The sequence below is a fragment of the Methylobacterium sp. P1-11 genome (genome assembly GCF_008329595.1).
Lineage (GTDB): Bacteria > Pseudomonadota > Alphaproteobacteria > Rhizobiales > Beijerinckiaceae > Methylobacterium.
Map to the genome: position 1 here is coordinate 134,496 of NZ_NPKS01000016.1, position 24,911 is coordinate 159,406.

27 protein-coding genes, 1 tRNA gene, 3 pseudogenes and 1 riboswitch are annotated in these 24,911 nt (G+C 67.7%); of the genes and pseudogenes, 12 read left to right on the forward strand and 19 right to left on the reverse strand.

Features of this window, described 5'->3' with window-relative positions:
• Nucleotides 1-253 precede the first annotated feature (253 nt).
• Together CIW48_RS17705 and CIW48_RS17710 are read left to right on the forward strand one after the other, a co-directional pair.
• A complete protein-coding gene (locus tag CIW48_RS17705) occupies nt 254-583 on the forward strand; it encodes a hypothetical protein (protein ID WP_091778698.1) in 330 nt (109 codons plus the stop codon).
• A gap of 6 nt (nt 584-589) precedes the next feature.
• On the forward strand, nt 590-850 hold the full coding sequence (locus tag CIW48_RS17710; protein WP_149311941.1) for a BrnA antitoxin family protein: 261 nt from the start codon (nt 590-592) through the stop codon (nt 848-850).
• Nucleotides 851-881: 31 nt separating this feature from the next.
• On the opposite strand, the gene CIW48_RS17715 is transcribed toward CIW48_RS17710, so the two are convergent.
• Genes CIW48_RS17715 through CIW48_RS17725 form a run of 3 tightly spaced genes read right to left on the reverse strand, consistent with a single transcriptional unit; the run spans nt 882 to nt 2,649 of the window.
• Nucleotides 882-1,364: a YaiI/YqxD family protein gene (locus tag CIW48_RS17715; RefSeq protein WP_149311942.1), complete on the reverse strand. Its 483-nt coding sequence runs from the start codon at nt 1,362-1,364 to the stop codon at nt 882-884.
• Nucleotides 1,365-1,372: 8 nt separating this feature from the next.
• Nucleotides 1,373-1,576 carry a hypothetical protein gene (locus CIW48_RS17720; RefSeq protein ID WP_091778691.1) on the reverse strand — a complete coding sequence of 68 codons (204 nt, stop codon included), beginning with the start codon at nt 1,574-1,576 and terminating at the stop codon, nt 1,373-1,375.
• On the reverse strand, nt 1,576-2,649 hold the full coding sequence (locus CIW48_RS17725) for an adenylate/guanylate cyclase domain-containing protein (RefSeq protein WP_149311943.1): 1,074 nt from the start codon (nt 2,647-2,649) through the stop codon (nt 1,576-1,578). Before CIW48_RS17725 ends, CIW48_RS17720 begins: the two co-directional genes overlap by 1 nt.
• Before the next feature lie 285 nt (nt 2,650-2,934).
• Between CIW48_RS17725 and CIW48_RS17730 the strand changes: the two genes are divergently transcribed.
• Nucleotides 2,935-3,774, forward strand: a complete 840-nt coding sequence (locus tag CIW48_RS17730) for an aldo/keto reductase (RefSeq protein ID WP_091778687.1) — start codon at nt 2,935-2,937, stop codon at nt 3,772-3,774.
• 13 nt (nt 3,775-3,787) lie between these two features.
• On the opposite strand, the gene CIW48_RS17735 is transcribed toward CIW48_RS17730, so the two are convergent.
• The 3 genes from CIW48_RS17735 to CIW48_RS17745 form a co-directional block, all read right to left on the reverse strand.
• Nucleotides 3,788-5,338 carry a sensor domain-containing diguanylate cyclase gene (locus CIW48_RS17735; protein ID WP_149311944.1) on the reverse strand — a complete coding sequence of 517 codons (1,551 nt, stop codon included), beginning with the start codon at nt 5,336-5,338 and terminating at the stop codon, nt 3,788-3,790.
• 282 nt (nt 5,339-5,620) lie between these two features.
• Complete coding sequence (locus tag CIW48_RS17740; RefSeq protein WP_149311945.1) at nt 5,621-7,807, reverse strand: transglycosylase domain-containing protein; 2,187 nt, start codon at nt 7,805-7,807, stop codon at nt 5,621-5,623.
• A gap of 140 nt (nt 7,808-7,947) precedes the next feature.
• A complete protein-coding gene (locus CIW48_RS17745) occupies nt 7,948-8,331 on the reverse strand; it encodes an ATP-dependent helicase (protein ID WP_091778681.1) in 384 nt (127 codons plus the stop codon).
• A 184-nt stretch (nt 8,332-8,515) separates the two neighbouring features.
• Between CIW48_RS17745 and CIW48_RS17750 the strand changes: the two genes are divergently transcribed.
• Nucleotides 8,516-8,995 carry a hypothetical protein gene (locus tag CIW48_RS17750; protein WP_149311946.1) on the forward strand — a complete coding sequence of 160 codons (480 nt, stop codon included), beginning with the start codon at nt 8,516-8,518 and terminating at the stop codon, nt 8,993-8,995.
• A gap of 115 nt (nt 8,996-9,110) precedes the next feature.
• A complete protein-coding gene (locus tag CIW48_RS17755; RefSeq protein WP_149311947.1) occupies nt 9,111-9,356 on the forward strand; it encodes a pilus assembly protein PilZ in 246 nt (81 codons plus the stop codon).
• 11 nt (nt 9,357-9,367) lie between these two features.
• Here the strand turns inward: CIW48_RS17755 and CIW48_RS17760 are convergent, their stop codons facing one another.
• From CIW48_RS17760 to CIW48_RS17770, 3 genes are all read right to left on the reverse strand, one after another.
• A complete protein-coding gene (locus tag CIW48_RS17760) occupies nt 9,368-10,438 on the reverse strand; it encodes an acyltransferase family protein (protein WP_149311948.1) in 1,071 nt (356 codons plus the stop codon).
• 108 nt (nt 10,439-10,546) lie between these two features.
• Nucleotides 10,547-10,921: an HNH endonuclease gene (locus CIW48_RS17765; RefSeq protein WP_149311949.1), complete on the reverse strand. Its 375-nt coding sequence runs from the start codon at nt 10,919-10,921 to the stop codon at nt 10,547-10,549.
• A gap of 14 nt (nt 10,922-10,935) precedes the next feature.
• Nucleotides 10,936-11,766 (reverse strand): alpha/beta hydrolase, encoded by an 831-nt coding sequence (locus CIW48_RS17770; protein WP_246695293.1) that lies wholly within the window; start codon nt 11,764-11,766, stop codon nt 10,936-10,938.
• Nucleotides 11,767-11,868: 102 nt separating this feature from the next.
• Nucleotides 11,869-11,974: riboswitch (TPP riboswitch) on the forward strand.
• Between the two features lie 71 nt (nt 11,975-12,045).
• Here CIW48_RS17770 and thiC point away from each other — a divergent pair.
• The gene (gene thiC / locus CIW48_RS17775) at nt 12,046-13,932 is read left to right on the forward strand and encodes a phosphomethylpyrimidine synthase ThiC (RefSeq protein WP_149311951.1); all 1,887 of its coding nucleotides are present in this window, start codon (nt 12,046-12,048) and stop codon (nt 13,930-13,932) included.
• A gap of 22 nt (nt 13,933-13,954) precedes the next feature.
• Here thiC and CIW48_RS17780 read toward each other — a convergent pair whose 3' ends face one another.
• Nucleotides 13,955-14,488, reverse strand: coding sequence for a hypothetical protein (locus CIW48_RS17780; protein WP_149311952.1), 534 nt, complete (start codon nt 14,486-14,488; stop codon nt 13,955-13,957).
• Between the two features lie 238 nt (nt 14,489-14,726).
• Here CIW48_RS17780 and CIW48_RS17785 point away from each other — a divergent pair, with 238 nt between their 5' ends.
• Nucleotides 14,727-15,065: a flagellar protein FlaG gene (locus CIW48_RS17785; protein WP_149311953.1), complete on the forward strand. Its 339-nt coding sequence runs from the start codon at nt 14,727-14,729 to the stop codon at nt 15,063-15,065.
• A 10-nt stretch (nt 15,066-15,075) separates the two neighbouring features.
• On the opposite strand, the gene CIW48_RS17790 is transcribed toward CIW48_RS17785, so the two are convergent.
• Both CIW48_RS17790 and CIW48_RS17795 read right to left on the reverse strand, forming a co-directional pair.
• Nucleotides 15,076-15,900: a class II glutamine amidotransferase gene (locus CIW48_RS17790; protein ID WP_149311954.1), complete on the reverse strand. Its 825-nt coding sequence runs from the start codon at nt 15,898-15,900 to the stop codon at nt 15,076-15,078.
• Nucleotides 15,901-16,018: 118 nt separating this feature from the next.
• Nucleotides 16,019-17,767 (reverse strand): N-acetylglutaminylglutamine amidotransferase, encoded by a 1,749-nt coding sequence (locus CIW48_RS17795; protein ID WP_246695299.1) that lies wholly within the window; start codon nt 17,765-17,767, stop codon nt 16,019-16,021.
• On the opposite strand from CIW48_RS17795, the gene CIW48_RS34040 reads away from it, so the two are divergent.
• Complete coding sequence (locus CIW48_RS34040) at nt 17,651-17,989, forward strand: hypothetical protein (RefSeq protein ID WP_246695301.1); 339 nt, start codon at nt 17,651-17,653, stop codon at nt 17,987-17,989. The two genes, CIW48_RS17795 and CIW48_RS34040, sit on opposite strands and share 117 nt — an antisense overlap.
• Nucleotides 17,990-18,050: 61 nt before the next feature.
• Nucleotides 18,051-18,125, forward strand: a tRNA-Gly gene (locus CIW48_RS17805).
• A 757-nt stretch (nt 18,126-18,882) separates the two neighbouring features.
• On the opposite strand, the gene CIW48_RS34710 is transcribed toward CIW48_RS17805, so the two are convergent.
• From CIW48_RS34710 to CIW48_RS17820, 5 genes and pseudogenes are all read right to left on the reverse strand, one after another.
• Nucleotides 18,883-19,371 carry a SulP family inorganic anion transporter gene (locus CIW48_RS34710; RefSeq protein ID WP_348645133.1) on the reverse strand — a complete coding sequence of 163 codons (489 nt, stop codon included), beginning with the start codon at nt 19,369-19,371 and terminating at the stop codon, nt 18,883-18,885.
• A pseudogene (locus tag CIW48_RS34715) lies at nt 19,257-19,628 on the reverse strand (SulP family inorganic anion transporter); the annotation flags it as partial. The gene CIW48_RS34710 and the pseudogene CIW48_RS34715, both read right to left, overlap by 115 nt.
• A gap of 70 nt (nt 19,629-19,698) precedes the next feature.
• Nucleotides 19,699-20,016, reverse strand: coding sequence for a SulP family inorganic anion transporter (locus CIW48_RS34720; RefSeq protein WP_348645132.1), 318 nt, complete (start codon nt 20,014-20,016; stop codon nt 19,699-19,701).
• A gap of 205 nt (nt 20,017-20,221) precedes the next feature.
• Nucleotides 20,222-20,341, reverse strand: a pseudogene (locus CIW48_RS34045) (ion channel); the annotation flags it as partial.
• A 12-nt stretch (nt 20,342-20,353) separates the two neighbouring features.
• On the reverse strand, nt 20,354-20,602 hold the full coding sequence (locus tag CIW48_RS17820) for a hypothetical protein (RefSeq protein ID WP_246695294.1): 249 nt from the start codon (nt 20,600-20,602) through the stop codon (nt 20,354-20,356).
• A gap of 137 nt (nt 20,603-20,739) precedes the next feature.
• Here CIW48_RS17820 and CIW48_RS17825 point away from each other — a divergent pair, with 137 nt between their 5' ends.
• Both CIW48_RS17825 and CIW48_RS17830 read left to right on the forward strand, forming a co-directional pair.
• Nucleotides 20,740-22,101, forward strand: coding sequence for a TAXI family TRAP transporter solute-binding subunit (locus CIW48_RS17825; RefSeq protein WP_149311957.1), 1,362 nt, complete (start codon nt 20,740-20,742; stop codon nt 22,099-22,101).
• A 498-nt stretch (nt 22,102-22,599) separates the two neighbouring features.
• A pseudogene (locus CIW48_RS17830) lies at nt 22,600-22,776 on the forward strand (IS110 family transposase); the annotation flags it as partial.
• A 150-nt stretch (nt 22,777-22,926) separates the two neighbouring features.
• Here CIW48_RS17830 and CIW48_RS17835 read toward each other — a convergent pair.
• Nucleotides 22,927-23,139 carry a 4-oxalocrotonate tautomerase family protein gene (locus CIW48_RS17835; RefSeq protein ID WP_149311958.1) on the reverse strand — a complete coding sequence of 71 codons (213 nt, stop codon included), beginning with the start codon at nt 23,137-23,139 and terminating at the stop codon, nt 22,927-22,929.
• Between the two features lie 60 nt (nt 23,140-23,199).
• The gene (locus tag CIW48_RS17840; RefSeq protein WP_149311969.1) at nt 23,200-23,970 is read right to left on the reverse strand and encodes an SDR family oxidoreductase; all 771 of its coding nucleotides are present in this window, start codon (nt 23,968-23,970) and stop codon (nt 23,200-23,202) included.
• Between the two features lie 102 nt (nt 23,971-24,072).
• Here CIW48_RS17840 and CIW48_RS17845 point away from each other — a divergent pair, with 102 nt between their 5' ends.
• Nucleotides 24,073-24,528 (forward strand): helix-turn-helix domain-containing protein, encoded by a 456-nt coding sequence (locus tag CIW48_RS17845; RefSeq protein WP_149311959.1) that lies wholly within the window; start codon nt 24,073-24,075, stop codon nt 24,526-24,528.
• Nucleotides 24,529-24,911: the final 383 nt, after the last annotated feature.

The following is a 24,911-nucleotide window of genomic DNA, read 5'->3' on the forward strand; positions in this document are numbered from 1 at the left end:
CGATCGACTTTATCGGCGGCTCTGAGACGAATGATGTGCGTCGTCAGTCTCATCGCGCGATCCGGATTCGCCATTCGCGCCGCGGGCATGCTAAAGCCTTCGTCAACCTGCTCTCCTTGTGCGCCTGACGGCGATGCGGGAGGGCGACCGATCCGGCCTCACCCCGCCCCTCGAACAGGCCGGACCCGCTCAGACTCCGTCCCGCGCAGGATGTGCAGGGTTGGATCCGTCGAGCCGGGGTGAAAGGGACAGGATGAGCGACGATACCGAGTATGACCTCGACGAGGTGAATTCCGTCCGCGACGCGGAAGCGGAAGCGAAGACACGCGCCGACAACCGCGCCGAGCGCGCCGAACGGGCGGAACGCATGGCGCGCGAGGGCGCCCAGGCGATGGCGGAACATCACGCGGCCATCAAGGCGGTGGACGAGCGGACGGTCCGGTTGCGCTCGATGCGCCTCGCCAAGGAAGCCGCGGACGCGCAAACCAAGGCCGCCGAGAAGGAAGCCAAGGCTGCCGCCAAGGGCGCCGCGAAGAAGGCCGTGAAGAAGGCCGCACCCAAGAAGACGACCGCGAAGGATTAGGTGTCGATGGCCGAGGACCGCAACCGCCGCCGCTTCACCGACCCGCGTGCGACCGCCGAGGCGGCTTTCCGGGCCGCCACGTCACCGAAGCCGGCCGCTCCGGCGCCGCAGCCGGTCGCGCGGCCCACGACGATCCCCGGCTCTCGGGAAGTGGTGAGCCTGCGACTCGACAGCGCCGTTCTCGCTTATTTCCAGAAGGATGGGCCGGGCTGGCAGGACCGCATCAACGAGGCCCTCAAGAGCCTCGTTCCGGGGGTCGACGCCTGAGACATCCGCCGAGCCGGAGAGCGGCCAGATCTCAACCCGGCTTCGGCCGGTCCCGCAGGATCCGGTTCACGGCCCGGTCGAGGGCTGACAGGAAGGCCGACCGGTCAGCGCGCGAGAACGGCTTCGGCCCACCCGTGATGGTCCCGGCTTCGCGCAGTGACTGCATCAAGTCGCGCGTGGCGAGCGCGAGGCCGATCGAGGATTCGCTGAACGGCTTGCCGGTGAAGGCCAGAACCGTGGCGCCGGCCTTGACGCACCGCGCCGCCAGCGGAACGTCGGCGGTGAGCACGATGGTCCCCGGCCCGGCCCGCGCGGCGATCCAATCGTCGGCGGCGTCGAGTTCCGATCCGACCACCACGCGCTCGATCCAGGGCTCGCGCGGAAGGTTCAGCACGCTGTTGGCGACGACGTGAACGGTGAGGCCGTAACGAACGGCCACCCGATAAGTCTCGTCCTTGACCGGGCAGGCATCGGCATCGAGATAGATCGGCGGCCCTGAAGGCGCGGCGCTCATGGTGGTGCTCACGGGCGGGGAACGAGTTTCGAGGTGAAGCCCGCCAGGATCAGGAGCACGCCCAGGCCGAACTGCCAGCGCTCGATGTCGCCGCCCACCGACAGCACGATGGCGCGGCCGAAAACCGCGACCCCGATCAGCGGCAGGCCGAAGCGGAGCGCCATCTTCACGGCGATGAGGGTGTTTGCGCGGGCCGCGCTGACCTGCGCCATCAACGGGCCAGCGCAGCGCGGCGCGGCGCCAGATCCGCCACGGCGGCGCTCTCGGCGGGCCCGCGTTCCAGCGTCGCCACGGAAAGCGGCGCACCGCGGCCGCGGAGGGCATGGGCACCGAGGGATCGCGCCCGGATGCCGGTGGGAAGGCGCGGCAAGCGACCGAGGAGATCCTGCGAGATCAGGATGCCGACGCCGAGCGGGCGGCACAGGGCTTCGATCCGCGACGTCACGTTCACGGCGTCGCCGAAATACGCGATCTTGTGGCGGTCGACCCCGACTTCGGCCGTGACCACCGAACCGCCGTGCAGCGCCGCCCGCAGCCGCGGCACCGTCCCGAACCGGGTGGTCCAGGCCGCGGCATCCGCGTCGATCCGGTCGAGCACCTCGAACACGCAGGTCACGCAGCGCGCATCCTTGAGACCGCGGGCCATTGGCCACGTCACCATGGCGAGGTCGCCAACATAGTCATCCACGGAGCCGCCGTTGCGCCGCACCGGTTCGGCCAGAGTCGCGAAGACGGCGCCGAGATATTCCTGCGCGCGCAGGTCGCCGTGGGTCTCCGCGAAGGCGGTGGAGCCGACGACGTCGAGGAACAGGAAGATCCGTTCCTCCTCCACCGGCTTGTGGTAGCGGCCGATCATGAAGTTCACGAACACCTCGCCGCCGATCAGGTCGCGCATCCGGATCACGAAGACGAGGAGGCCCGACACGGCCAGGGCGTAGGCCAGGACCCGCGCGGTCATGCGGGTCGCCGAGGTGAGGTCGTCCGGTGTCAGGGCGAAGGTCCACACGACGAGGCCGCCGAGGGCGTTGCCCGCCATGATCATCAGCACATAGGCGAGTTCCGCGGCCAGGACGTAGAGCCAGGCCGGCAGCCGGCGTATCCGTGCCTGCAGCCCGGCCAGGATCAAGCCGCGGTCGAAGGCCAGCACCGTGGCGCCCATGCAGAGGCCGTAGGTGAAGCCGGCGATGGGAGAGGCACCGGCCGCAAAGATGATGTTGTAGAGCAGCCCCGCCCCGGCCGCCGCCAGCAGGATCAGACCCCAGAATATCCGATGGGCCGGCAGCATCGACGCATCTCCAGCATGGCCACATGACGGACCGGGTGTCGCGTGGCCGGGCGCGGCGGCGCTGTTGCGGAGAGGCGCCGGCGTGGCAGGCCCGCGCCGCCGGACTTCGGGCTCAGGCCTAAAGTTTAGCGTCGCGGAAGGCTGCCAGCCATTGCTCAACGCCCCAAGATGGCGCGAGTAAGGCGTGCCGGGTTGTTCAACGGCAGAGCCGTGACATGCCTGCGGCCCGGAGCCCAACCGGATCGCCGCCGGCAACCCCTGTGACAGCGAAGAGGGAGCGCTGCCATGTACGCCAGGAGCTTCGGCGCGACCCGTGTCTCGGTGCCGGTCATCGGCCAGGGCACGTGGCACATCGACAGTTCGGACCGGTCGGACGCGATCCGTGCGTTGCGGGCCGGGATCGACGCCGGAATGACCCATATCGACACCGCGGAAATGTATGGCGACGCGGAAGCGATCGTGGCCGCCGCCATCGCGGATTGCCGCGAGGAGGTGTTCCTCGTCTCGAAAGTGGTGCCGGCCAACGCGACACGCCGCGGCGTCGCGCGGGCCTGCGAGGCCTCGCTCCGTCGGCTGCGGACGGACCGGCTGGACAGCTACCTGCTGCACTGGCCGGGACAGCATCCGCTCGAGGAGACGATCGCGGGCTTCGAGGACCTACGCCGGGCGGGCAAGATCCTGTCCTGGGGCGTCAGCAATTTCGACGTCGAGGATCTCGACCGGGCCCGCGCCATCGCCGGGCCCGACCGGATCGCCTGCAATCAGGTGCTCTACCACCTGAACGAGCGGGCGATCGAACACGCCGTGCTGCCCTGGTGCGAGAAGCACGCCGTCGCGATGGTCGGCTACTCGCCCTTCGGCAGCGGCGACTTCCCAGACCCGGCCAGCGCCGGCGGCCGCGTGCTGGCCGGCATCGCGCACAACCATGGGACGACGCCCTACGCTGTGGCCCTCGCCTTCCTGACCCGACTGCCCGGCACCTTCACGATCCCGAAGACCGGCCGCCCGAGCCGGGCCATCGAGAACGCAGGCGCGGCGGACCTGCATCTCGGCGCGGCCGAGGTCGCCCTGATCGATGCGCATTTCCCGCGGGGACCGAGGCCTCGGATCCTGCCGATGCTGTGAGACCTGCGCCGGCTCAGGCCCGCAGCGCCAGGGTGACCGGATCGGGCGGTGCGGCGGCCCGTACCCGATTGCGTCCGGCCGTCTTGGCCGCGTACAGCGCCGCGTCCGCCGCGGTGAACAGCGCTTCGGGCGGATCGCCGCCGCCGGGATGGGCGCAGGCGACGCCGATGGTCACCGTGGCGGTGCCTCCCACCTCCGGGGCATGGGGGATCCGGAGGTTCACCACCGCGCGGCGGATGCGCTCCGCCGCGACGCTGGCTGCGGTCACGTCGAGACCCGGCAGCAGCGCAACGAACTCCTCACCTCCGATCCGGAAACTGAGTCCGCCGACACCGAGCGTCCGGTGCAGGCAATCGGCCACCGCCTTGAGCACCTCGTCGCCGCGCTGATGGCCGAAGCGGTCGTTGAACTGCTTGAAGTGGTCGGCGTCGACGATCATCAGGGCCAGGGGGGTCCGGAACTGCGCGGCGCGCGCCCATTCCACGGCGAAGTGCTCATCGTAGCTGCGCCGGTTCGGCAACCCGGTCAGGCCGTCGGTCCGGGCCAGCACCGCGAGCGCAGCGTTCGCTTCGCGCGTGGTTGCCTCCGCGGCCATGTGTTGCCCGACCTCCCGGTGAAGCAGGACCGTCAGCCCCAGGGAGAGGATGCACAGGAACAGGATCAGGACGCCGACGATCGCCGCCTTGTAGATCCAGACGGCGCGGATGCTGTCGACGTCCGTGGCCACGGTTACGATCAGCGGCAGATCCTCAAGATCGGCGAAGCTGTAGACCCGCTCCACACCATCCAGGAACGACCGCCCCTGGAACTCGCCGCGGGTTTGCGACCGATAGGTCTTGTAGCCCGCGCTGGCGCCGATGCTCTGCCCGAGCGCGTCCGGCCGTGCCGGCGCGCGGATCAGCAGCGTCCCGTCCCGATGAAAGACGTTCAGAGCGATCCCGTCTTCGAAGTGCAGACGGTCGAACAGCGCCTGGAAATGCTCGAGCATGATCGATCCGGACACGATCCCCGCGAAGGTGCCGTCGGGAGTCTGGATCCGCCGGGTCATGCGGATGATCGGCTCTCCGGTCAGACGGGAACGGGTCGGCCCGGAGAGGATCAGGCCGGCATCGGGGTCGGCGCGGTGGATCTGGAAATTCGGCAGCGTGCTCATGTTGAGCCGGTTCCGCCCGTCGGCATCGCTTGTCATCCGGACATCGCCGGCCGCATCCGTGATGACGATCGGGCCGAGACCGGAGCCCGCGACCGCGGTGTCGAACAGGGCCAAGCGCCGGAGTTCCGGATCGAGGGCGGCGATGTCCGGACGGCGCGCGAGGCGCGCGGAGCTCTGCAGGGAGAGGTCGTAGACCCGCAGGCTGTGGCCGACGCCCTCCTCGATCACCGCCAGCAGGTTCGCGGCATTGCGGCGCGCGTTGTGCCAGGCCACGTCGCGCAGGTCGAGACAGAGATAGACGCCGAGCAGAGTCAGGCAGAGCACCAGGCATGTGCCGCCCGCCGCAATCAGGCGCGAAGCGCGATCGGCGAGGTGGGCTCGGATCGCTGTGGCAGTCGCGCGCAGGACCATGGGCTCGATCGGATCGCCACCGGCCGCGCCAGTGCGGCCGGCGGACTTCCTGTCAGTCCGATTTTATGGCCGCGAAGATTGAAAAAGGCGTTATTCGCAGCGCTAAGATACACACAATTGCTGCCGATACTAATACAGGCAAGACAAATGTGAGTGCCGACCCGAAAAAGCCGGACCCGGTCCGAACTCGGCGGTACGGCGAGCAGGCGCGCGTCGGCGCGGTGCGGCCGGCATCCGGCCCGGGACACGTGCTGACGCGCAACCTCCGACGCTCATGAAGCGTCAGTCGCCGATCCCAAACAACTTTTCGATGAAGTTGCGATCGTCCTTCTGGCCACGCCGCGAGGGCGCGGCCTGACGCGGTGCGGGCGCGTCCGGTTCGCCCAGGATCTGCCCGAGCAGCCCGCCCGGGGCGGCCGGGGCGGCGCTCGCGACGGAGGCTGTCGTCTCCGGCTGCCGACGCCAGCGGTTCAGGCCGGGAAGCGGAACAGGGGTCTGCCCCTTCAGCGCCTGGGTCATGTAGGTCTTCCAGATCTCCGCAGGCAGATTGCCGCCGGTGACCTTCTTGGTGAGTTCGCCGTCGTCGTTACCGAGCCAGACCCCGGTCACGAGGCTGCCCGAGTAGCCCATGAACCATGCGTCGCGGTAATCCTGGGTGGTGCCGCTCTTGCCGGCCAGGTCCCAGCCCGGGATGTCGGCCTTCTTGCCGGTGCCGCTGACGAAGGTCTCATGCATCATCGCGTTCATCATGCCGTCGGCATTGGCGTCGATGACCCGTCCGAGACCGTTGTCGGACCGCTTGTAGAGAACCTTTCCGTCCTGATTCTTCACGGCGGTGACCACGTAGGGGATCACACCGTTGCCGCCATTGGCGAAGGCTCCGTAGGCGCCGACCATCTCCAGGAGCGTGACCTCGGACGTGCCGAGGGCGATGGAACCGTTGGCCTGCAGCGGCGAGGTGATGCCGAGCCGCTGCGCGGTCTGCACCACGGTCTTCGGGCCGACCTCCTGACCGAGCCGCACCGCGACTGTGTTGAGCGACTGGGCGAGCGCCGTCCGCAGGGTGACGGCCCCCTCGTACCGGTGTGAGTAGTTCTCCGGCGCCCAGTTGCCGATCCGGATCGGTGCGTCCTCCCGGACCGTGTCGGGCGTGGCGCCGTGCTCCACGGCGGCGAGGTAGACGAAGGGCTTGAACGAGGAGCCGGGCTGGCGCTTCGCCGTCGTGGCGCGGTTGAACTGACTCTGGGCGTAGTCGCGGCCGCCGATCAGCGCGCGGATCGCGCCGTCGGGCCGCATCGAGACCAGCGCGCCCTGGCTGACATTGAAGCGCGCGCCCTTGGCGTTGAGTTCGTCGGTGAGCGCCTTCTCGGCGGCGGCCTGCAGGCTTGGGTCGACGGTGGTCTGGACCGTGATGTCGGTTTCGAACTTGCCGACGTAATCGTCGAGCACGTCCATCACGAGGTCGGCGACATAGTTGGCGGAGCCGCCGCCACGGGCATTGGCCGGCTTTGCCGGCTGCGCGAGCGCCACCTTGACGTCCTGCGGCGCAGCGAAGCCCAGTTCCTGCATGGCGGCAAGCACCTGGGCGGCGCGCGCCTGGGCGGCCGGGAGGTTGCGGTTCGGCGCGAGCCGCGACGGCGCCTGCACGAGGCCGCCGAGCATCGCGGCCTGGGCGAGGCTCACCTCCTTGGCGGGCTTGCCGAAATAGCGCTGCGCGGCCGCCTCGACCCCGTAGGCGCCGGCGCCGAAATAGACGCGGTTCAGGTAGAGTTCGAGGATCTCGTCCTTGGTGTACTTGTGCTCTAGCCAGAGCGCGAGGATCGCCTCCTGGATCTTGCGCGAGGCGGAGCGCTCCGGAGTCAGGAACAGGTTCTTGGCGAGCTGCTGCGTCAGGGTCGAGCCGCCCTGTGCAACGCCGCGCCGCGTCAGGTTCTGGCCGATGGCCCTCAGGATGCCGACCGGATCGACGCCGAAATGCTGGTAGAAGCGGCGATCCTCGATCGCCACGAAGGCGCGCGGCAGGTAGGGCGGCAGTTCCTTGATCGACACGACGCGGCCGCCCGTCTCGCCGCGATTGGCGAGCAGCGAGCCGTCACTCGCCAGGATGGCGATGTTGGGCGGCCGCTTCGGCACCGCGAGCTGGTCGATCGGCGGCAATTGCGACGCATGGTAGGCGATTAGCCCGGCAAGCCCGATGACCCCCCAGAGTCCGAGGACCACGGTCCCGTAGACGATGCGACCGAGCCAGGAGCGCCGGCGGCGACCGCGGCCCGTGGCTTTCGCCCGTCCTGTCGTCCGGGCCGGCGCCTTGCCGGGCTGCCGCGCTGCTCCGCCTGATCGCTTCGCCACGCCGTCTCCTGCTCCGGGCCGGTCCTCCCGGGACAGGCGCAGATCGAGTTCGCCGCGATCCCGGACGCGCCCCTCGGGCACGTCGAAATTCGGCTCAATCCTGCCCCGCCCCTTGGCCATGCATCCCGTCTTCAAATGTTCCGCCGCGACACGCGTCTCAGACGCGCAGCAGGACGGTTTCCGCACGCTAAATGCGGCGGTTTAAGGGGCCGTTATCGAAGCGTTCGGCTCCCGTTCCAGGTCGCAGGCGCCAATGTGCCTCACCGCTCCGCCGTCGGCGTAGTGGGCTCCGCGCCCAGCACCCGTCGGGCTTCCGCGAGCAGAACGGGATGCCGGGCCGATTGCGGACCGGAATCCGGCGTCTCGCGCCCCAGCCGGGCGATGCGCGACAGGAACAGGCGCCGGCGCAGGCCGAACCGGCCGATGCTCATCACCAGCGCCTGAAGTACGAGGCGGACCGCCTCCGTCCGCTCGCGCTCCTCCACGAGGGCCGCCGACAGAGCCGCCTCGCGGCCGAGGGCGGCCTCCAGATCCGCCCGGACGGTGGCGCGGTCCGCCTCGTCCTTTCGCGCGGCGTCGAGCTGAATCCGGCACTCCTGCAGCGCGCTGAGCAGCAGAAGCTCCTGCGCGGACGCATCCCTCATCAAGGCCTCCTGAGGCGCTATTTTCCCCCCGCGAGCGGGTCATTCCGCCCGCTCATGATCGCGTCGGCAGCGGACCGGCCCGCGCGGATCCGTCCGCGACGCCATAGCGAGCGCGGCCGGTGGTCGGAAGCCGCCGACCGGATTATTCGGCACGCGGACCGCAAACCATGGGGGAATCGGGGACGTGCAGATTCGGATCGCTCTGGCCTTCGGGGCCATCGCGCTGGGCGGCGGGGCTCTGACACCTGCTCCGGCACAGGCCTATCAACTCGACACGGTGAATCTCGTCGGCTGCGCGCAGGACGGCGGCGTCTGCCGGATGCCTTACCCGACCAACGTCTATTACGGCGTACCCGGCCGGACCAACGGCCGGCCGTTCCCACAGGGCGGCGTCGTGCCCTGCAACAGCCAGACCTTCGGCGATCCGGCCCCCGGTCAGGCGAAGAGTTGCTGGTACGCGCCCCGCGTCACCGCAGGCGGCGTAGGCGGCTATGGCGGCGGCGGTTATGGCAGCGGAAGCGGCTATCGGAACGACGGTTACGACGGCGGGCGCGACTCCGACCGGTATGGCCGCGACTACGACCGCCCGCCCGCGCGCCGCCCGTATGACGAAGATTATGGGCCCGGCCCACGCCGCTATCGGGGCGATCCGGACGATTATTGATCTCGGCCAGCCAGGGCAGACACAGGATCGTATTGGCCCTGTTAACCGCCATCCGGCATCGTCCGGGGCCGCGGAGGCCGTCTCTGCGGGGTCGCGTGACCGGATGGAGGAGTCGATGACGGAGAATCGCCGCGGCGCTTTCCGGAAGAACGCCTTCACCTTCGGCGCGGTGTTGCTCGATGGCGGCGAAGTCAGCTGCCTGGTCTGGGACGCGACTGAGGTCGGCGCGCAGATCGAGGTCGAGGACGATCAGGCCGTGCCGGATCGGTTTCCGCTGCGCGTCAGCGCGGACGCCGAACCGCGCCGAGCCACGGTGGCGTGGCGACGCAGCCGTCGGATCGGCATCGCCTTCGAGGGCTGACGCCGACCGCCTCAGGTCGGCTGAAGGGACGGGCGCGTCCGCGGCCCCGACGCCACGAGCCGGAACAGGCGGGGCCGCACGAACAGCAGATCGAGTGCCGTGCCGCGAACCAGCCGCTCCACCGCCAAAGGCAGCAGCACCGCCAGCGTCATGACCGTGAGGCTCGCGAGCCCGATATCGGGGATCGTGCCGGTGCGCACCACGATCTCCCGGGCCGCCGCCATGGGCAGTGAAAAGGCGAGGTAGATCACGATCGAGCGCTGGCCGCAGGTTCGGACAGCCTCGGCGATGGGCCCGCCAGCGCGGCCGATCAGCGTGGCCACCACCACGATCGCGAGGGCACCGGCGGCGCCGAGGGCGAGGCTCACCAGCGGCACGCTCGCGAGCGTCGGGTAATGTGGCAAGCCTGACGGGGTCAGCGCGAGCCAGCCCTCCAGGCCCACCCAGGCGGCAAGGCCGCACAGGGCGAGAGGGACGCGGCGGCGCGCCGTGTCGGCGAGCGCGAAGATGCGGTCGGCGAACAGGTAACCCGCGAGAAAGAAGACGTAACGGGCGCAGAACTCCTCGATCAGGGTCGAGTCGCTGCGGATGTCGGCGATCTGCAGGAGGGCGGCACCGGCGAGCAGCACGCCGCCGGGCAGCCGGTGCAGGACCTTGGTGACGACCGAGAACACCGCCAGCAGGTAGATGAACCACAGGCTGGAATAGGGCTCGACCAGGGCATAAGCGAGGTGCTCCACAAAAGCCGCGGGACCAGCATCGCCGACGATCCTGCCGTATTTGGCGGCTGACTGGATCACCAGCCAGAGCAGGTAGAAATACGCGAAGTGGACGACCCGGCGGTCGGAGAACAGGCGCCAGTCGCGGCCGATCACCCGCCCCATGAACAGGCCTGACAGCAGGAAGAAGTCCGGGATCCGGAAAGGCTTCGCAAAGGCGACGACCGGGTGGAGGAAACCCTCGCCGCCCATGGCCTCACCGGTGCCGGTGACCGAATGCATCATGACGACCAGGAGGATGCAGATCCCCTTGGCGATATCGACCCAGGCGAGCCGATCCTCCCTATTTCCGACCCCGGCCATCGTGCCACCCTCGCGATCGGAGCGATCCTGGACCGGTTCGGGTTGACGGCAAGGAACGCGGCGGCCGCCACCTGCGGATGTGACGAACGGGCGGTAAACGCCGGCCGGTCAGATCTTGCGCCGCGCCGATTGCCGCGCGCGTGTCATGCGCGTGGCGGCGTGGAAATCGTCGGGCTTGCCGCGGACCCAGAGAAGGAAGCGGGCGATCTCCGGATCGGCGCGCAGGGCCTCGACATCCGCGAGGCGCTTGGCGATCTCGGCCTCGCTGTAGCGAGCGTGGATCGCCGAGTGGCAGATCTGGTGCAGCCGGACGGTGCCGCGATGGGTCCCGCCTTTCAGCTTCGGCGTCAGGTGATGGAGGCTGGAGCGGGCGCGGCGCGGGATCGGGCGCTCGCAGAGAGGGCAGACCGGGTCCGGGCGCCCCTGGACGCCCGGCGCGTCCTGATCCTCGGCGCTCCTGCGCTGCGAGCGCCGTCCGACCACGCGAGCCTCCTCTCCTACTCGTGCTGATCGACCGGCTGCGGGCAGGCCTGACCGATCCGCTGGCCGAACAGCGCCTCGGCCTCGCGGTCCAGGGCCCCCAGGATGGACACGTGATCGCCCGGAGTCACGTCGATCCGCGTCCGCGGCCCGGCCGCCTCGGCGAGGCTCCGCGCCAGCTTGACCGGCACCACCGTGTCGTCGCGGCCCTGTACGATCAGAAGCGGTTCGATCCTGCCTCGGATGCGCAGATCCGAGCGGTACGTGTCGCGCAGGAGCCAGATCGGGGCTAGCGGGACATGCAGCCGCACGGTGTGGGTCATCGAGTCGAAAGGCGCCTCCAGGTAGAGGCCGATCGCCGGCACACGTTCGGCGACAGCGACCGCTACGGCAGCGCCCAGCGAGTGGCCGTGGAGCAAGATCGGCGCGCCGGGCGCCCGCGCCCGCGCGGCCTCGACGGCTGCGAGCCCGTCGCGGATCAGCCCGTCCTCACTGGGGCTGCCGGTCGAGCCGGGATAGCCGCGATACGCCAAAGTCAGCAGACCCCAGCCGCGCGCCCGCCACGGCTCCGCGGCGAAGCGCGCCGCGTGCGGTTCCGGGCGTGATCCGTTGTCATGAAAGCTGACGATGACGCCGCAGGCCGGCCGCGGCGCGCGCCAGAGGCCGTGAAGGGCCTCGCCATCCTGGGTCGCGACCGTGATGGTCGCAATCCCGGGCGGCACCGGCCTTGGGGGCGGTGGGTCGAAGGCTCCGGGATAGAGGAAGCGGCGCTGTCCGAGGACGAGCGCGGCGCAGGCCAACCCGCAGAGCAGGAACGCGGCGAGCGGGAGGCCGGCGAGGAGACGCATGGGATGCGGGCGTACGAATGCGTTCGGACGGACGGTTTTCGGGAAGTGTTTTCTAGGGCGGCCTGTCAGCATTGACAAAGCCGTCCGCGGGCCCGAGTCTGGAACCGTTCCGAGGGGGGCCCTGCAGGGGGCTGAGATTGGGCGCGCTGCCCTGACCCTTGAACCTGATCCGGCTCATACCGGCGGAGGGACGGGAACCTGCGGTCGCCTCTCGCGCGGCCTCATCTCATCTCGGCCATCGCGTGGACCGGACCGCTCCAGCACGAGGAGAGGCCCACGATGAACGCACCCGTTCTCCCCAAGGACGTGAAAGGCAGCCCCGAGACCGTGACCACGGGTCCGGTCACCGGATCGCGTAAGGCTTATGCGAGCCCGGCCGGCCGGCCGGACATCCGCGTCCCCTATCGCGAGATCGTGCTCTCCGATCCGAAGGAGGAACCGGTGCGGGTCTACGACCCGTCGGGCCCCTATACCGAGACCGAGGCCCGCATCGACCTCAATGCCGGCCTCCCCGGCGTGCGCGAGCCCTGGATCGCCGCGCGCGGCTACGCGGCCGTTGCGCCGCGGGCGGTGAAGCCGGAGGATAACGGCTTCGCGGGCGACAAGCTCGTGGCCCCCTGCCCCGCCGAGCGGACCATCCGCAAGGCGGCCCCGGGCCAGAGGGTGACCCAGTACGAGTTCGCCCGCGCGGGGATCATCACCGAGGAGATGATCTACGTCGCCCATCGCGAGAATGTCTGCCGCGAGACGATGCTCGCGGGCGCCGAGGCCGCGCTCGCCGACGGCCAGAGCTTCGGCGCCTCGGTCCCGCCCTTTATCACCCCCGAATTCGTGCGCGACGAGATCGCCCGCGGCCGGGCGATCATCCCAGCCAACATCAACCACACCGAGCTGGAGCCCATGGCGATCGGCCGGAACTTCCTGGTCAAGATCAACGCCAATATCGGCAACTCGGCGGTGACGTCCTCGGCTGCGGATGAGGTCGAGAAGCTCGTCTGGTCGATCCGCTGGGGCGCCGACACGGTCATGGACCTGTCCACGGGCCGCAACATCCACAATATCCGCTCGTGGATCATCCGCAACAGCCCGGTCCCGATCGGCACGGTGCCGATCTACCAGGCGCTGGAGAAGGTCGGCGGCGACCCGCTCAAGCTCGACTGGGAGGTCTTCAAGGACACGCTGATCGAGCAGGCCGAGCAGGGCATCGACTACTTCACCATCCATGCCGGCGTGCGCCTGGCCCACGTGCCGCTGACCGCCCGGCGCGTCACCGGCATCGTCTCGCGCGGCGGCTCGATCATGGCGCGCTGGTGCCTCGCCGGGCACCGGGAATCGTTCCTCTACGAGCGGTTCGACGAGATCTGCGACATCATGCGGGCCTACGACGTGTCGTTCTCGCTGGGCGACGGCCTGCGGCCGGGCTCGATCGCCGATGCCAACGACGCCGCGCAGTTCGGCGAGCTGGAGACGCTGGGCGAACTGACCAAGGTCGCCTGGGACAAGGGTTGCCAGGTGATGATCGAGGGCCCCGGCCACGTGCCGATGCACAAGATCAAGGTCAACATGGAGAAGCAGCTGAAGGAGTGCGGCGAGGCGCCGTTCTACACCCTCGGCCCGCTGACGACCGACATCGCCCCCGGCTACGACCACATCACCTCGGGCATCGGCGCCGCCATGATCGGCTGGTTCGGCACCGCGATGCTCTGCTACGTCACCCCGAAGGAGCATCTCGGCCTGCCCGACCGGGACGACGTGAAGACCGGCGTGATCACTTACAAGATCGCCGCCCACGCCGCCGACCTCGCCAAGGGCCATCCCGCCGCGCAGCTGCGCGACGACGCACTGAGCCGCGCCCGGTTCGACTTCCGCTGGGAGGACCAGTTCAACCTCGGCCTCGATCCCGATACGGCCCGCCGCTACCACGACGAGACGCTGCCGAAGGATGCCCACAAGGTCGCGCATTTCTGCTCGATGTGCGGTCCGAAATTCTGCTCGATGAAGATCACGCAGGATCTCCGCGCCGAGGTGCTGGCGATGGAGGAGGCCGGCGAGGTCGTGGGCGCGTCGCCCGCGATGTCCAAGGCCGAGGCCGAGGCCGGCATGCGGGCGAAGTCGCAGGAATTCCTGGCCGAGGGCGGGAAGCTCTACGTGGACGCCGCCGAGTGAGACGGCGGCACGCCCGATCCGTTCAGGATGCGGGCGTGCCGCACCCGCTCCCCGGGGATCCGCCGTACGGAGCCTCGATATCGAGAGCGGCGCCCGGGCGGGCGCCATAGGCGTCGTGCAAGGTCGCGAGCATCAGGTCCGCCGCGATGCCGCTCACCGGCGGGTTCCCAAGCTCCACGATCCGGGCGAAGTTCTCCCGCGGACTCTCCTGAACGAATCCGAGTGCCTTCAAGGCGTCCCGAGCAGACGCATCCAGCCGCAGGCGGCTCCCATCCGGCGGCCCGTAGGCGCCCGACGCGGCCTCGCAGAGCATCCGGGTATCGCGATCCTGGAAGATGCACTGGACGTAGCGCTGCGGCTGCTCGCGCAACCCGACGACGATGAAGCGGTCGCGTGATACGCCGACCGGCCCGCGCCGGTGGATGGTGTCGATCCGCTCCGCGAGCTCGCAAAGGTGCGCGCGGATGAAAAGCGCGCGCATGGCCGGATCACCTCCGGGATCCTGCGCGGCGAGCGCCGACGTCGCCATGGCGAACACCAGATAGATCCTCCGCATGCGAAGCTCCGTGCGGCGCGGGCTTGATCTCGGCACCATCACCGGGTGGGCGGGTCAGATGCGCGACGACTCGCCCCTCGCCGAGAAAGCAGCACGGATTTGTGTCACGGCGGTAACGGGATGTTCATCGCATCTCCGACCGTCGGCCAGCATCCAGTGGACGAGGCGCAGCCCTTAACCGATGATTAGGCAGATGACCGGCTGAATCCTCCGATCACAGGATCGTAGGAGACCGGCCATGGAGATCCGCCAGATGACAGCCACGACGCCGGGGCCTCAGGGCCTCGATGCGCTGGGAGCCACGGCCGCCGCCGCCGTGACGCAGGAGGCGCCCGAGCCCCAGACGAGCACCGCGCCGCTGGAACCGGCGGTGAAGCTCGACATCGGTACGAACGGCGGCAAGGCACGCTACATACAGGATCCGGACACCAGTTCGATCGTCTTCCAGGTGGTCGATCCGGCGTCCGGCAACGTCATCGATCAGCTCCCGAGCGAGACCGCTCTGCGCAATCGCGCCTACGATTCTGCGCGTGGCACGCACGGATCGCAGGCCGGTAGCCTCTCCCGCGTCGCCTGAACGCCCTCGCTCAGGCGCGCAGCCGGCGGACTGGCTCGTCGATCGGGACGGCGCCCAGGCCGAACTGCGCCAGGGACAGGACCTCGACCGGCGCATCTCGCCGCGCGATGACGACGCTGTTCTCGGCGACGGGCGTCCAGGTTGCGTGGTCCCGGTCGAGCGGCTCCGAGGCGACGACCACGCCGCCCTCCGAGGTGCGGTAGTAGAGCGAGTTGGCCATGTCGTTGGCGGCGTATCGAAACGCGTAGAGGTCGCGGCCGTTCGCGAGGGCCGCCGTGAAGCGGAACGGATGCGTCCCGGCCAAATCCGTGAGCGCCACGAGCGCCCGCGCCGTCGCATCGACTGGGTCGCGTCGCGGGCCCGGACCCATCAGCCCGCAGCCGAGCAGCCCCAAGAAGATCGCCTCCGAATCGGTTGTCCCGGCACGCGACGGGTAAAGCTCGTCGGGGATCAGGGTCTCGACCGGCCGCCGCAGGCGACTCCAGTCGCCGATATAGCCGTTATGCATGAAGAGCCACGGGCCGCAGGCGAAGGGATGGCAGTTCGGACGTGTGATCGATGTGCCCGTCGCGGCGCGCACATGCGCGAAGAACAGGTGCGAGTGCAGGTGCCGGCACAGGTAGCGCAAGTTGTCGTCCGACCACGCGGGCTGAACCTCCCGGTATCGACCCGGCTCCGGGTGATCGCCGTACCAGCCGAGGCCGAATCCGTCGCCGTTGGTGGCCGCGGTCGATTCGAGCGCCTGGATGCTCTGCGCGACGAGGCTGTGGGACGGCTCGGTGACGTAGTGCTCCAGCGGGATGGTGCGGCCCGCATAGGCGATCCAACGGCACATCGACAGGCTTCTCCGGGTGAGTGTCGACCGGCTGATCCGGGACGATCGTGGACAAAGCGCGGCACCTTGAGGGCTGCGTCGATCACGATTGGTCGCGAAAGCCGTGCCGCAGCGGGTTTCAGACGCCGTGCGTCTGAAGCCAGCTCTCCAGAAGGGCCACCTGCCAGAGCTTCGAGTTGCCCTTGGGCGTCAGCGTACCATCCGGGTCGGCGAGCAGATGATCGACATAGGCGCGGTTGAAGATGCCGCGGTCGCGCGCCTCGGGCCGGTCGAGGATAGCGCGAACATAGTCGAGGAACGGCCCTCGGATGTGCTTCAGGGCGGGGACCGGGAAATATCCCTTCTTGCGGTCGATCACCTCTGCCGGAACCACCGCGCGCGCGGCCTCCTTCAGGATGTATTTGCCGCCGTCGCGGACCTTCAGCTCCGCCGGGATGCGGGCCGCCAGCTCGACGAGGTCGTGGTCCAGGAAGGGTATCCGCGCCTCCAGCCCGCAAGCCATCGTCATGTTGTCGACGCGCTTCACCGGGTCATCGACCATCATGATTTGCTGGTCGAGTTGCAGCGTCTTGTCGATGGCGCTGGCGCTCGTCGATCGCTCAAAGAACGTGGCGATGTAGTCGGTGCTGTAATCGCCATTCAGCAGATCGGGCGCGAGCGCCTCGCGCATCTCGGCATGGTCGCGGTCGAAATAGGCCTTGGCGTAATCGGCGACCGGATCGGTCGAGCCCATCAGCTTCGGGTACCAGTGATAGCCGGCGAACACCTCGTCAGCACCCTGACCGCTCTGGATCACCGTCACGTGCTTGGCGACCTCCTGGGAGAGCAGGAGGAACGCCACCGCGTCGTGACTCATCTGTGGCTCGGACATCGCCGCGATGGCCTCGGGAAGCGCCTCGAGGGTGCGCGAGCCGTCAACTGCGAGCTTCGTATGGTCGGTCGCGAAGGTCTCCGCGATGATGTCCGAGTACTTGAACTCGTCGCCCTCAACGCCGTTCACCGCGTCGAAGCCCACCGAAAAGGTCTTCAGGCCGGTCTGCCCGCTGCGCGCGAGCAGGGCCACCAAGAGCGAACTGTCGAGGCCGCCTGAGAGGAGGACCCCCGTCGGGACGTCGGCGACCTGCCGGCGCTCGACGGCGGTGCCGAGGGCTTCAAGGACGGCCTCCCTCCAATCCGCCTCGGTCCGGCCGCGGTCGGCTTGGCGGGGCCCGATCGTCAGCGTCCAATAGGTCGCGGCGCGCTGCGTCCCATCCCCCTCGATCGTCAGGATCGTCGCCGGTGCGAGCTTGCGAACGCCCTTGAGGATGGTGAGCGGCGCCGGCACGCCCGCGTGCCAGCTCATGTAATGGTGGAGGGCGGCGGGATCGATCCCGGTGTCGACATCGCCCGCGGCGAGCAGGGCCGGGAGCGACGAGGCGAAGCGGAATCGGCCCTTCGTCTCGCTGTAATAGAGGGGCTTTACGCCGAGCCGGTCGCGCGCCAGCACGACCCGCCCGGAATCCCGCTCCAGGATCGCGAAAGCGAACATGCCGGCGAAGCGCTCGACACAGGCACTCCCCCAGGCGTGATAGGCCTTCAGCACCACTTCCGTGTCGCTCGACGAAAAGAACGTGTAGCCCTTCGCCTCGAGTTCGGCGCGCAACTCGCGGAAATTGTAAATACAGCCGTTGAACACGATGGCGAGGCCGAGACTCGGATCAACCATGGGCTGCTGGCCGGCCTCGGACAGATCGATGACCTTGAGCCTGCGGTGGCCGAAAACGACCCGGCCCGATCCGAAGAGACCCTCACCGTCGGGCCCGCGCGGCCGCAGGCATCCCATCATTGCCTGGACGGAAGCGGGATCGGCCGGCCGGTCGAAGCAGATCTCACCGCAGATTCCGCACATGATGGCAGCTTGTTCTCGTTCCGGTTGCGCGACCGCTCCAAGGAGCGGAACGACCTGCGCGCGGCAGCGTTCCGCCGATTCAACGCGATTGTCGCGACGGCATGCCTCCAAGAGGGCCGAAAGAGCCGGGCGCCCGGTGCGTGGATGGCCGAGGCGTTTGACGCCGTCGCCATCGAACTGCTAAACCTCGGCCGCACATGAGCGCACGGCGCCGTTCGGACTTCGCCCTCCGCAACGAACTGTCTCCGTGTCGGCCATGTCGGCGGGCGTAGTTCAGTGGTAGAACGTCAGCTTCCCAAGCTGAATGTCGTCGGTTCGATCCCGATCGCCCGCTCCAATCTATTCCCAATGTAGCCCAACGGCTTACGGCGGTATCCTCACCCGCCCCGGCGCACCCCCGAAACGGCGGGAGACAACGCTAAGCCCTTAACCCTTTGGCGAATCAGAGCTTGCGCCGGCTCGGCCGCGGGCGGACAATCGCCCCTGCAAAATTCTCGCAAAAGATTCCCTAGTTTTTCCAAGCCATGCCTGCCCTCCGCAGATCGAAACGCTTGCCGGCCTGAAGGCCAGCCACCCGCCGCCGGGCTGGATCTCAGTAGCGCTGCAGCGATCAGTGACACCAAAAGCGCGTGTTTGGTTGGTGGCAAAGGCCTCATGTTCACGCAGCCCCGTCCGATAAGGAATCTGCCGGTTTTGCGTTGGTGCGCGAAGCCGAAGACAGCACCCCCAGCATCAGCGACCTGCTCGACTGCGGCGGTCATGCAGCTACGGACCGGTCAACGGCACCCAGGCAGACCTGAGCGAGCCGAACCAACACAGGCTCACACTATTCCGGAAGTTGAAATCGCGCCGAGGCGGGCCCTTCGTAGAGGCGTCCGTCAGGGCCAAGTGCACCGACGAATGCTAGGTTTCCTGTCTTTTCCTCGCAGACGAGATTGTGATCCGAAGTCTCCATCACCGTGCACCCTGATGTTGCTGCCAGCGCTCCTTGGATTAGCCGGAAGTCCCCGCGCCCGGGTGCCGTGAAGCCTGGATCGCCGGAACGTCCGTGAGGCTCGATCCCGCGCGCGTGCTTGAGCTCGACAGGAAAGCCGTTACTGCTGACATCGTAATCGAAGACGCTGGCGAGCGCCGGGAGATCGCGTGCGGACTCGTCGACGGGCAGCCACCGGAAGCAGTCGAAGAACGGCAGCGTTCCGGTCTCGCCGAGATAACGGGCGAGACCGTCTCCGCCGACGACGCCGCGTCCGCAGGTGCTCGCATCGAATGTCTCGGGCCTCGGCCGGCACAACTCCGCTCGTCTGCGACGTTCCGCCGCCGGCCGGCATGGCGCCGAGCAGGGCTCCGCCCAGGTTTGCCGATCCGGTCGCGACCAGTTCACGGTTGGCATCGACGGCGGATCGCCGGGGGCGGCAAAGGCCCGTGCCGCCGCGATGCTCTCCGTGAAGCTCATCAGGGCGATGCCGATCGCGCCCGGCAGGAGTGCGAAGACGAGTCCGGGATCGGGCACGGTCAGGGACGGCAGGCCCCGCAGGATCGGTCCGACAGTGGCGACGCCCCGCGCGCCCAGGTTCAGCGCCCACGAGGCGGCGATCGCGGCGGCGGCCATGACCAGAGGAGCCGGCGAGTGCGGCTTCAACCGCTCCACGGCGATGAGGATGACCAGCGTGGTGCCACCGACGGCCAAGGTTGGCAGACAGATATTGGGGAGGTGACGGATGAGGCTCGCCAGACCGGCGAAGAACGATTGCTTCGGAATATGCAGCCCGAGGAGCTTGGGCGCTTGATCCAGCAGGATAACGAGACCAATGCCGGTCTTTAAACCCGTGAGCACCGGCACGGAGATGAAGCTGCGATGAAGCCCAGCTTGAGGAGCCGTGCCGCCAGAAGAAGCGCGCCCACGATGGCCGTCAACGTCGCCGCGGCGACCGCAAGTCGCGCCGGATCGCCGTCCGGAGCCACGCTTCCGAGCTCGGCCCGGTCGGGATAGTCAGGGTCGTCGTGGAACTCACGCAGAGGACGCGCAACGAGCCCAGCAATCCATAGATGAGCGGCGGCACGAACGCGTCGTAGAGCCCCACCGACACCGGCAGTCCGGCCACCGTGGCATAGGCCATCGCCTTCGGCAGGACAACGGTCGCGGCCGCGAGCCCCGCCACCACGTCGCGGCCGAGATCCGGCGGCACGCGTTTCTGCTCGGTTCGACGCGCCGTGCCGGGATCTCTCATCGGAACCCCCGTTTTCAGTCAGAGAACAAGGCTGGCTGTAGCACCGTCCTGGAGATTGTTGCGGAGTGAAGACGCAACGAGCCGCGATCTGTCTTTCGGATCGGTTTTGAAAGATCGACGCCGTACGGAACCCGGCGCTTGTGATTTGCGGAGCGTGGCCTCAGATCGCGTCTCTTTCCATGGGGGCCAGGGTCCGCCGCAGGATCTAGAAGATCACAGCTGTCGACCAGCCGAACAGAAGGATCCCGTTCATTGCAGCGATCGGGCCGAGGAGCCGCCAACGTTCAACTGGAACGATGTCGCCGTAACCGAGCGTTGTATAATTGACGAACGCGAATTACAGAAGATCGGATCCTGCGGGTGCTATGTGCGCCACTTTGTAGATCGCGGCCAAGATTGCAACTTCAACACTTTGAGCCATGATGACGCTCACGGCTGACGACATGATGCGCCACAGGGTCACGCTGCTGTAACCGCGTATGGCGCGGTGCGCACGCACTACCTTCAGGATGATGGTCATCATGAAGGCGTGGATCGTGATGCTGCACACGCTACCGAGCGTGCCGATCGCGAGTTGCGCCAGCATGTCATCCCCCGAAATCGATGATACTTGAGCACGCGCCAGGAACTCAATCGATCATGATGGCACGTCACCGCGATCCCGAGCCGCTTGCCCGGCGGCGCGCGGAGGACGGATCGAGCTGTTGAGGGTCGGGGATTGGCATGCGCAAATCGACGTTACCTGTCGGTCGTGAGGCGTGGCTCACCGTCGGCTTGGTTCTCGTGCTCGTCGTCACCGCGGCGGCCGGGTTCCAGTTCACCCGCGCCACGACCCTGATCCTTGCGGTGGCCCCGAATGGCGGAACCGAGCCGGACCTGCTGCGGGCCTACGCGGGCGAACTCGCCCGCAGGAAAACCGGGGTCCAACTCAGGATCCTGGACTTCCCCGGCGTCCGCGAGAGCGCGGACGCGCTCAGAACCGGCAAAGCGGATTTGGCAGTGGTCCGACCGGACGTCGCAATGCCCGAGAACGGCTTGACCCTCGCGATCCTGCGGGAGCTCGCGGCCTTCGTGGCAGCGCCCGCCCGATCCGGCATCGGGGACATCCCGGACCTGGCGGGCAAGCGGCTGGGGATGCTGGCCAGCCGGGACGCGGACAGGACGCTTCTGCGTGACCTGATGACCCGTGACGGGCTTGAACTGCTCACCGCCCCCCCGAGCGGTCCTGTTCCGCCGCAGGCCGTTCTCCTCGTTCCGCTCGAGGAAGCGGAGGTGACGTCCGCATTCGAGGACGGGCGCATCGACGCGATGGCGCTCGTGACGACCCCGACGCTTCCGGCCGCGCGGCGCCTGATCGGGTTCGTCCGCGCGGCGAGCTCGGACGGCACGGTCACGCTGGTCGGCGTGCCGGACACCGCCGCGGTGCTGGCGCGCTGGCCGCGCCTCCAGTCGGTCACGGTGCCGGCTGGGCTGTTCAGTGGCAATCCCCGCCTGCCGGCCGAGGACGTCACGACCGTCGGCTCGTCGTATCGGTTGATGGCACGCGCCACCCTGTCGCGCAGCGTCGCCGCCGAGGTAACGCAGCATCTGTTCGAGATGCGCGCGGCGCTGGCCGAGACCGTATCGGCCGCCGAGGCTCTCACCTATCCGGCCTACGAGGACACCGCGGACGCCACCACCGCGCGGCTGCCCATTCACCCGGGCGCCATCGACTACTATGAGCGTGAGCAGGAGACGTTCATCGAGCGCTACGAGAGCTGGATCTATCTCGTGGCCATCTTGGGCGGCGGTGTCGGCTCAACGGTCGCTTGGCTGCGGCAGCGCCTCGGCCGCATCCGTCGACAGCGGATTGAGGTGGCAACGACGCGCCTGCTGGCCCTCCGCTCGGCCGCTCGGCGGGAGACCAGCCGTGAACGTCTGGACGCCATCGCGGGTGAGGTGGACGACCTCGCGGCGAGCATCGCCCGTCACGCCCTGAACAGACCGACGGAACCGAGGCTGCTCGGCGCCGCCACGGTGGCGATCGAGGCCGCGCGCTCGACGGTCCGTCGTGCCGCGACGCCCCCCGATCAGCCGACATGCTGATCGGACTTACACAGAGTGTTCAATAGCAAGATTTGATTCGTCTTCCGTAGACGACGGGCGGTCGGCGGATCAAGCTCAACTGGATATTGGCTAATGATGCGATCTGTGGCTAAGTCTGTCGCTTGCGTCATGTCTGCTACGGAGATGCTGACAGATTTAACTGAATGACTGCAATGGGCGGATTTTGTTGAAAAGCTCGGAGGCGGCTTTTCAGGCTTCATCCAAAGCGGCGCCCCGGAGAATTTCTGTCTTTCATAGCTGATCACTGCCGCCGTTTCGGCGAGTGTCGGGCAAGGTTATAGTAGAAAATTCTCCTTCGGGGGCGCACCGCAGCGCTCTTTCAGCGCGGTCCCGAGTTTTTCAACGAAATCGGCCGAAAGCGGCTGGTCTACTTCAAAGCAGATGGGGTGGATGGCTCCCGCTCCGACCGACGGCATCTCGGTGCCAAGATGTGGTCGCTGTCGAAGCAGCAGCCACGCAGATGCAGGAGCCATTCCCATTGAGATCACCACCGTCGGCATCGATCTGGCCAAGAGCATCTTCCAGGTTCACGCCGTCGATGCAGCTGGGCACGTCTTCGTTCGCAAGGCGCTACGGCGGGCGCAGGGGGTGCCGTTCTTCGCCAAGCTGCCGCGATGCCTGGTCGGCATGGAGGCATGCGGCACGGCGCACCACTGCTTCGGAAACAGCCGTCGCATATTTCGCCCATCGGACTGCGAAGGTTGATCGAAGCGGCAGACTTACCGCCGGCTGCGACGTTCGTTCACCAGCTTGCGTTGACGCCGGGTGTATGGGCCGCTGTTTCCATGGGCGGCTCCTACGCGATCAGTCCTTTGCGCGGTATGCACCCGGTATGACGAACACCTCATCGGCCCGGGCGTAGCCGCCGTCCTTGACCTCCTCGATCAGCACCATGGTGTGTGGTCGAACAGCTTCGCTGAAGTAGTCGACGAACAGGTTCGTCATGCGGTGGACAATCTCCTCCTTCTGCGCGCGGCTGAGCGCCGCCTCGGGAACCTTGATGTTAGCGAAGGGCATCGGTCTTCTCCACGGTGGGGGATGAAACGGCGGTTTGGCAGGTGGGCGGGCCCGACGGCCTTAGCCCTGCGCCTCGCGCGCCTTGCGAGCGGCATCGTTCAGGGTCATCACGGTCTCGTCGAAGCGGCCCTCGGCTTCGGCGTTGCGCTGAAAGGCGACGCGCTGCACGAGGATCTCGCGCGGCGTCGGCTGCTGCTGGAAAAGCGCCATGACTTCGTCGATGAAGTCGGCCAGCGGCAGGTAACCCTCTCGGGTGGCTTGGCCGGGTGTCAGGTGGGTCTGAACCGCAGGGGGCACGAGTTCGATCACCTCGACCTTGCCCTTCAGAACCTCTCGCAGCGACACCGTGTAGCTGTGAATGGCGGCCTTTGTCGCCGAGTAGGTCGGTGTCGCCGTTAGGGGAACGAAGGCCAGTCCGGAGGACACGTTTATCAGAGCCGCATCAGGGCGCCCGAGCAGATGCTCGATCAAGGCGTCCGTCAGCCGGATCGGGCCGAGCAGGTTGGTGGTGATCGTCGCCTCGGCATCTGAGAGGTCGCGGGCCTGATCCAGCGCCTCGAAGCGCATGATCCCGGCGTTGTTGATCACCACGTTCAGCGCCGGGTGTTCGGCTACGACCCGCTTAGCGAATGCGGTGATATGTTCGGCATCCGCGATGTCGAGCACCATGGCGTGTATGCCCGGACGGCCGATGGCGACCTGCTCCAGTGCCTCCAGCCGGCGACCGGCGACGATGACGGTATTGCCCAGATCGTGGAAGCGATGCGCGAGAGCCTCCCCGATCCCAGAGCCGCCTCCGGTGATGAGGATGGCGTTACCTGAGGTTTTCATGAGGGCGACCTTCGTTGTTGTCGCTGCAGAGAGTATGAGCCACACTCTCCACACTGAAGTAGGCACCGAAAAGATTGGTACTTACCAAAAGGAGAGCGTCAAATGCGTAGAGCCGCCCCTGACCCCATGATCGAGGCGCGACGGCGGGGGCCGATCCCGAAGGATGTCGATCCGGAGATCGAGGCGCTGGTGAACGACATCATCGCCAAGGTGGCCGACAAGTGGACCATGCTGATCCTCGAAGCGCTGGACGAGCACGGCACCCTCCGGTTCACGCAACTCGGAAAGGCAGTGGGCCGGATCAGCCAGAAAATGCTGACACAGACGGTCCGGCAGATGGAGCGGGATGGTCTCGTGCGACGGACGGTGCACGCGGTGATCCCACCACGCGTGGATTACAGGTTGACGCCGCTGGGTCAAAGCTTGGGGGCGGCGTTCTGCGGTGTGTGGATCTGGGCTGAGACGCACCACGCTGAGATCGAGCGCGCACGTCGGGCGTTCGCGGCGTTGGGCGAAGCGCCCGATGTGTCCGCCTGCGCCGATGCATCGAATGGTTAGAGGCTCGCTGTAAGCGGCGAGCTGTCATTGGGTTGCCGCGCGAGAGCCTACATCAGGCTTCGCGCCAGGAACTGCCGAAGTAAGCTAACTGACCTGCCTGGAAGCGGACCTCTCGGCCTTCTGCAATGGATCGGGAGTGGGAGAAGATATGCCGTCCGCTTCCGCCCATTGTCGCCCGAAAGCAGACCGGCGGCTTTCCACCCTAAGCGGACGACCCGCTACCGACCCAACCCAGCCATTTCGACAGTCGCTATCGCATCCCGGAAGCAGCCATTCGTCAGCCGTCTGGAAATTCCAGTTGGAGTTGATAAGCTATCCCTGCGGCGGCTTCGCCGAAGAAGAGCAGCAATATCACTTCATGCTTGTGCATTTGAAGGATCAGA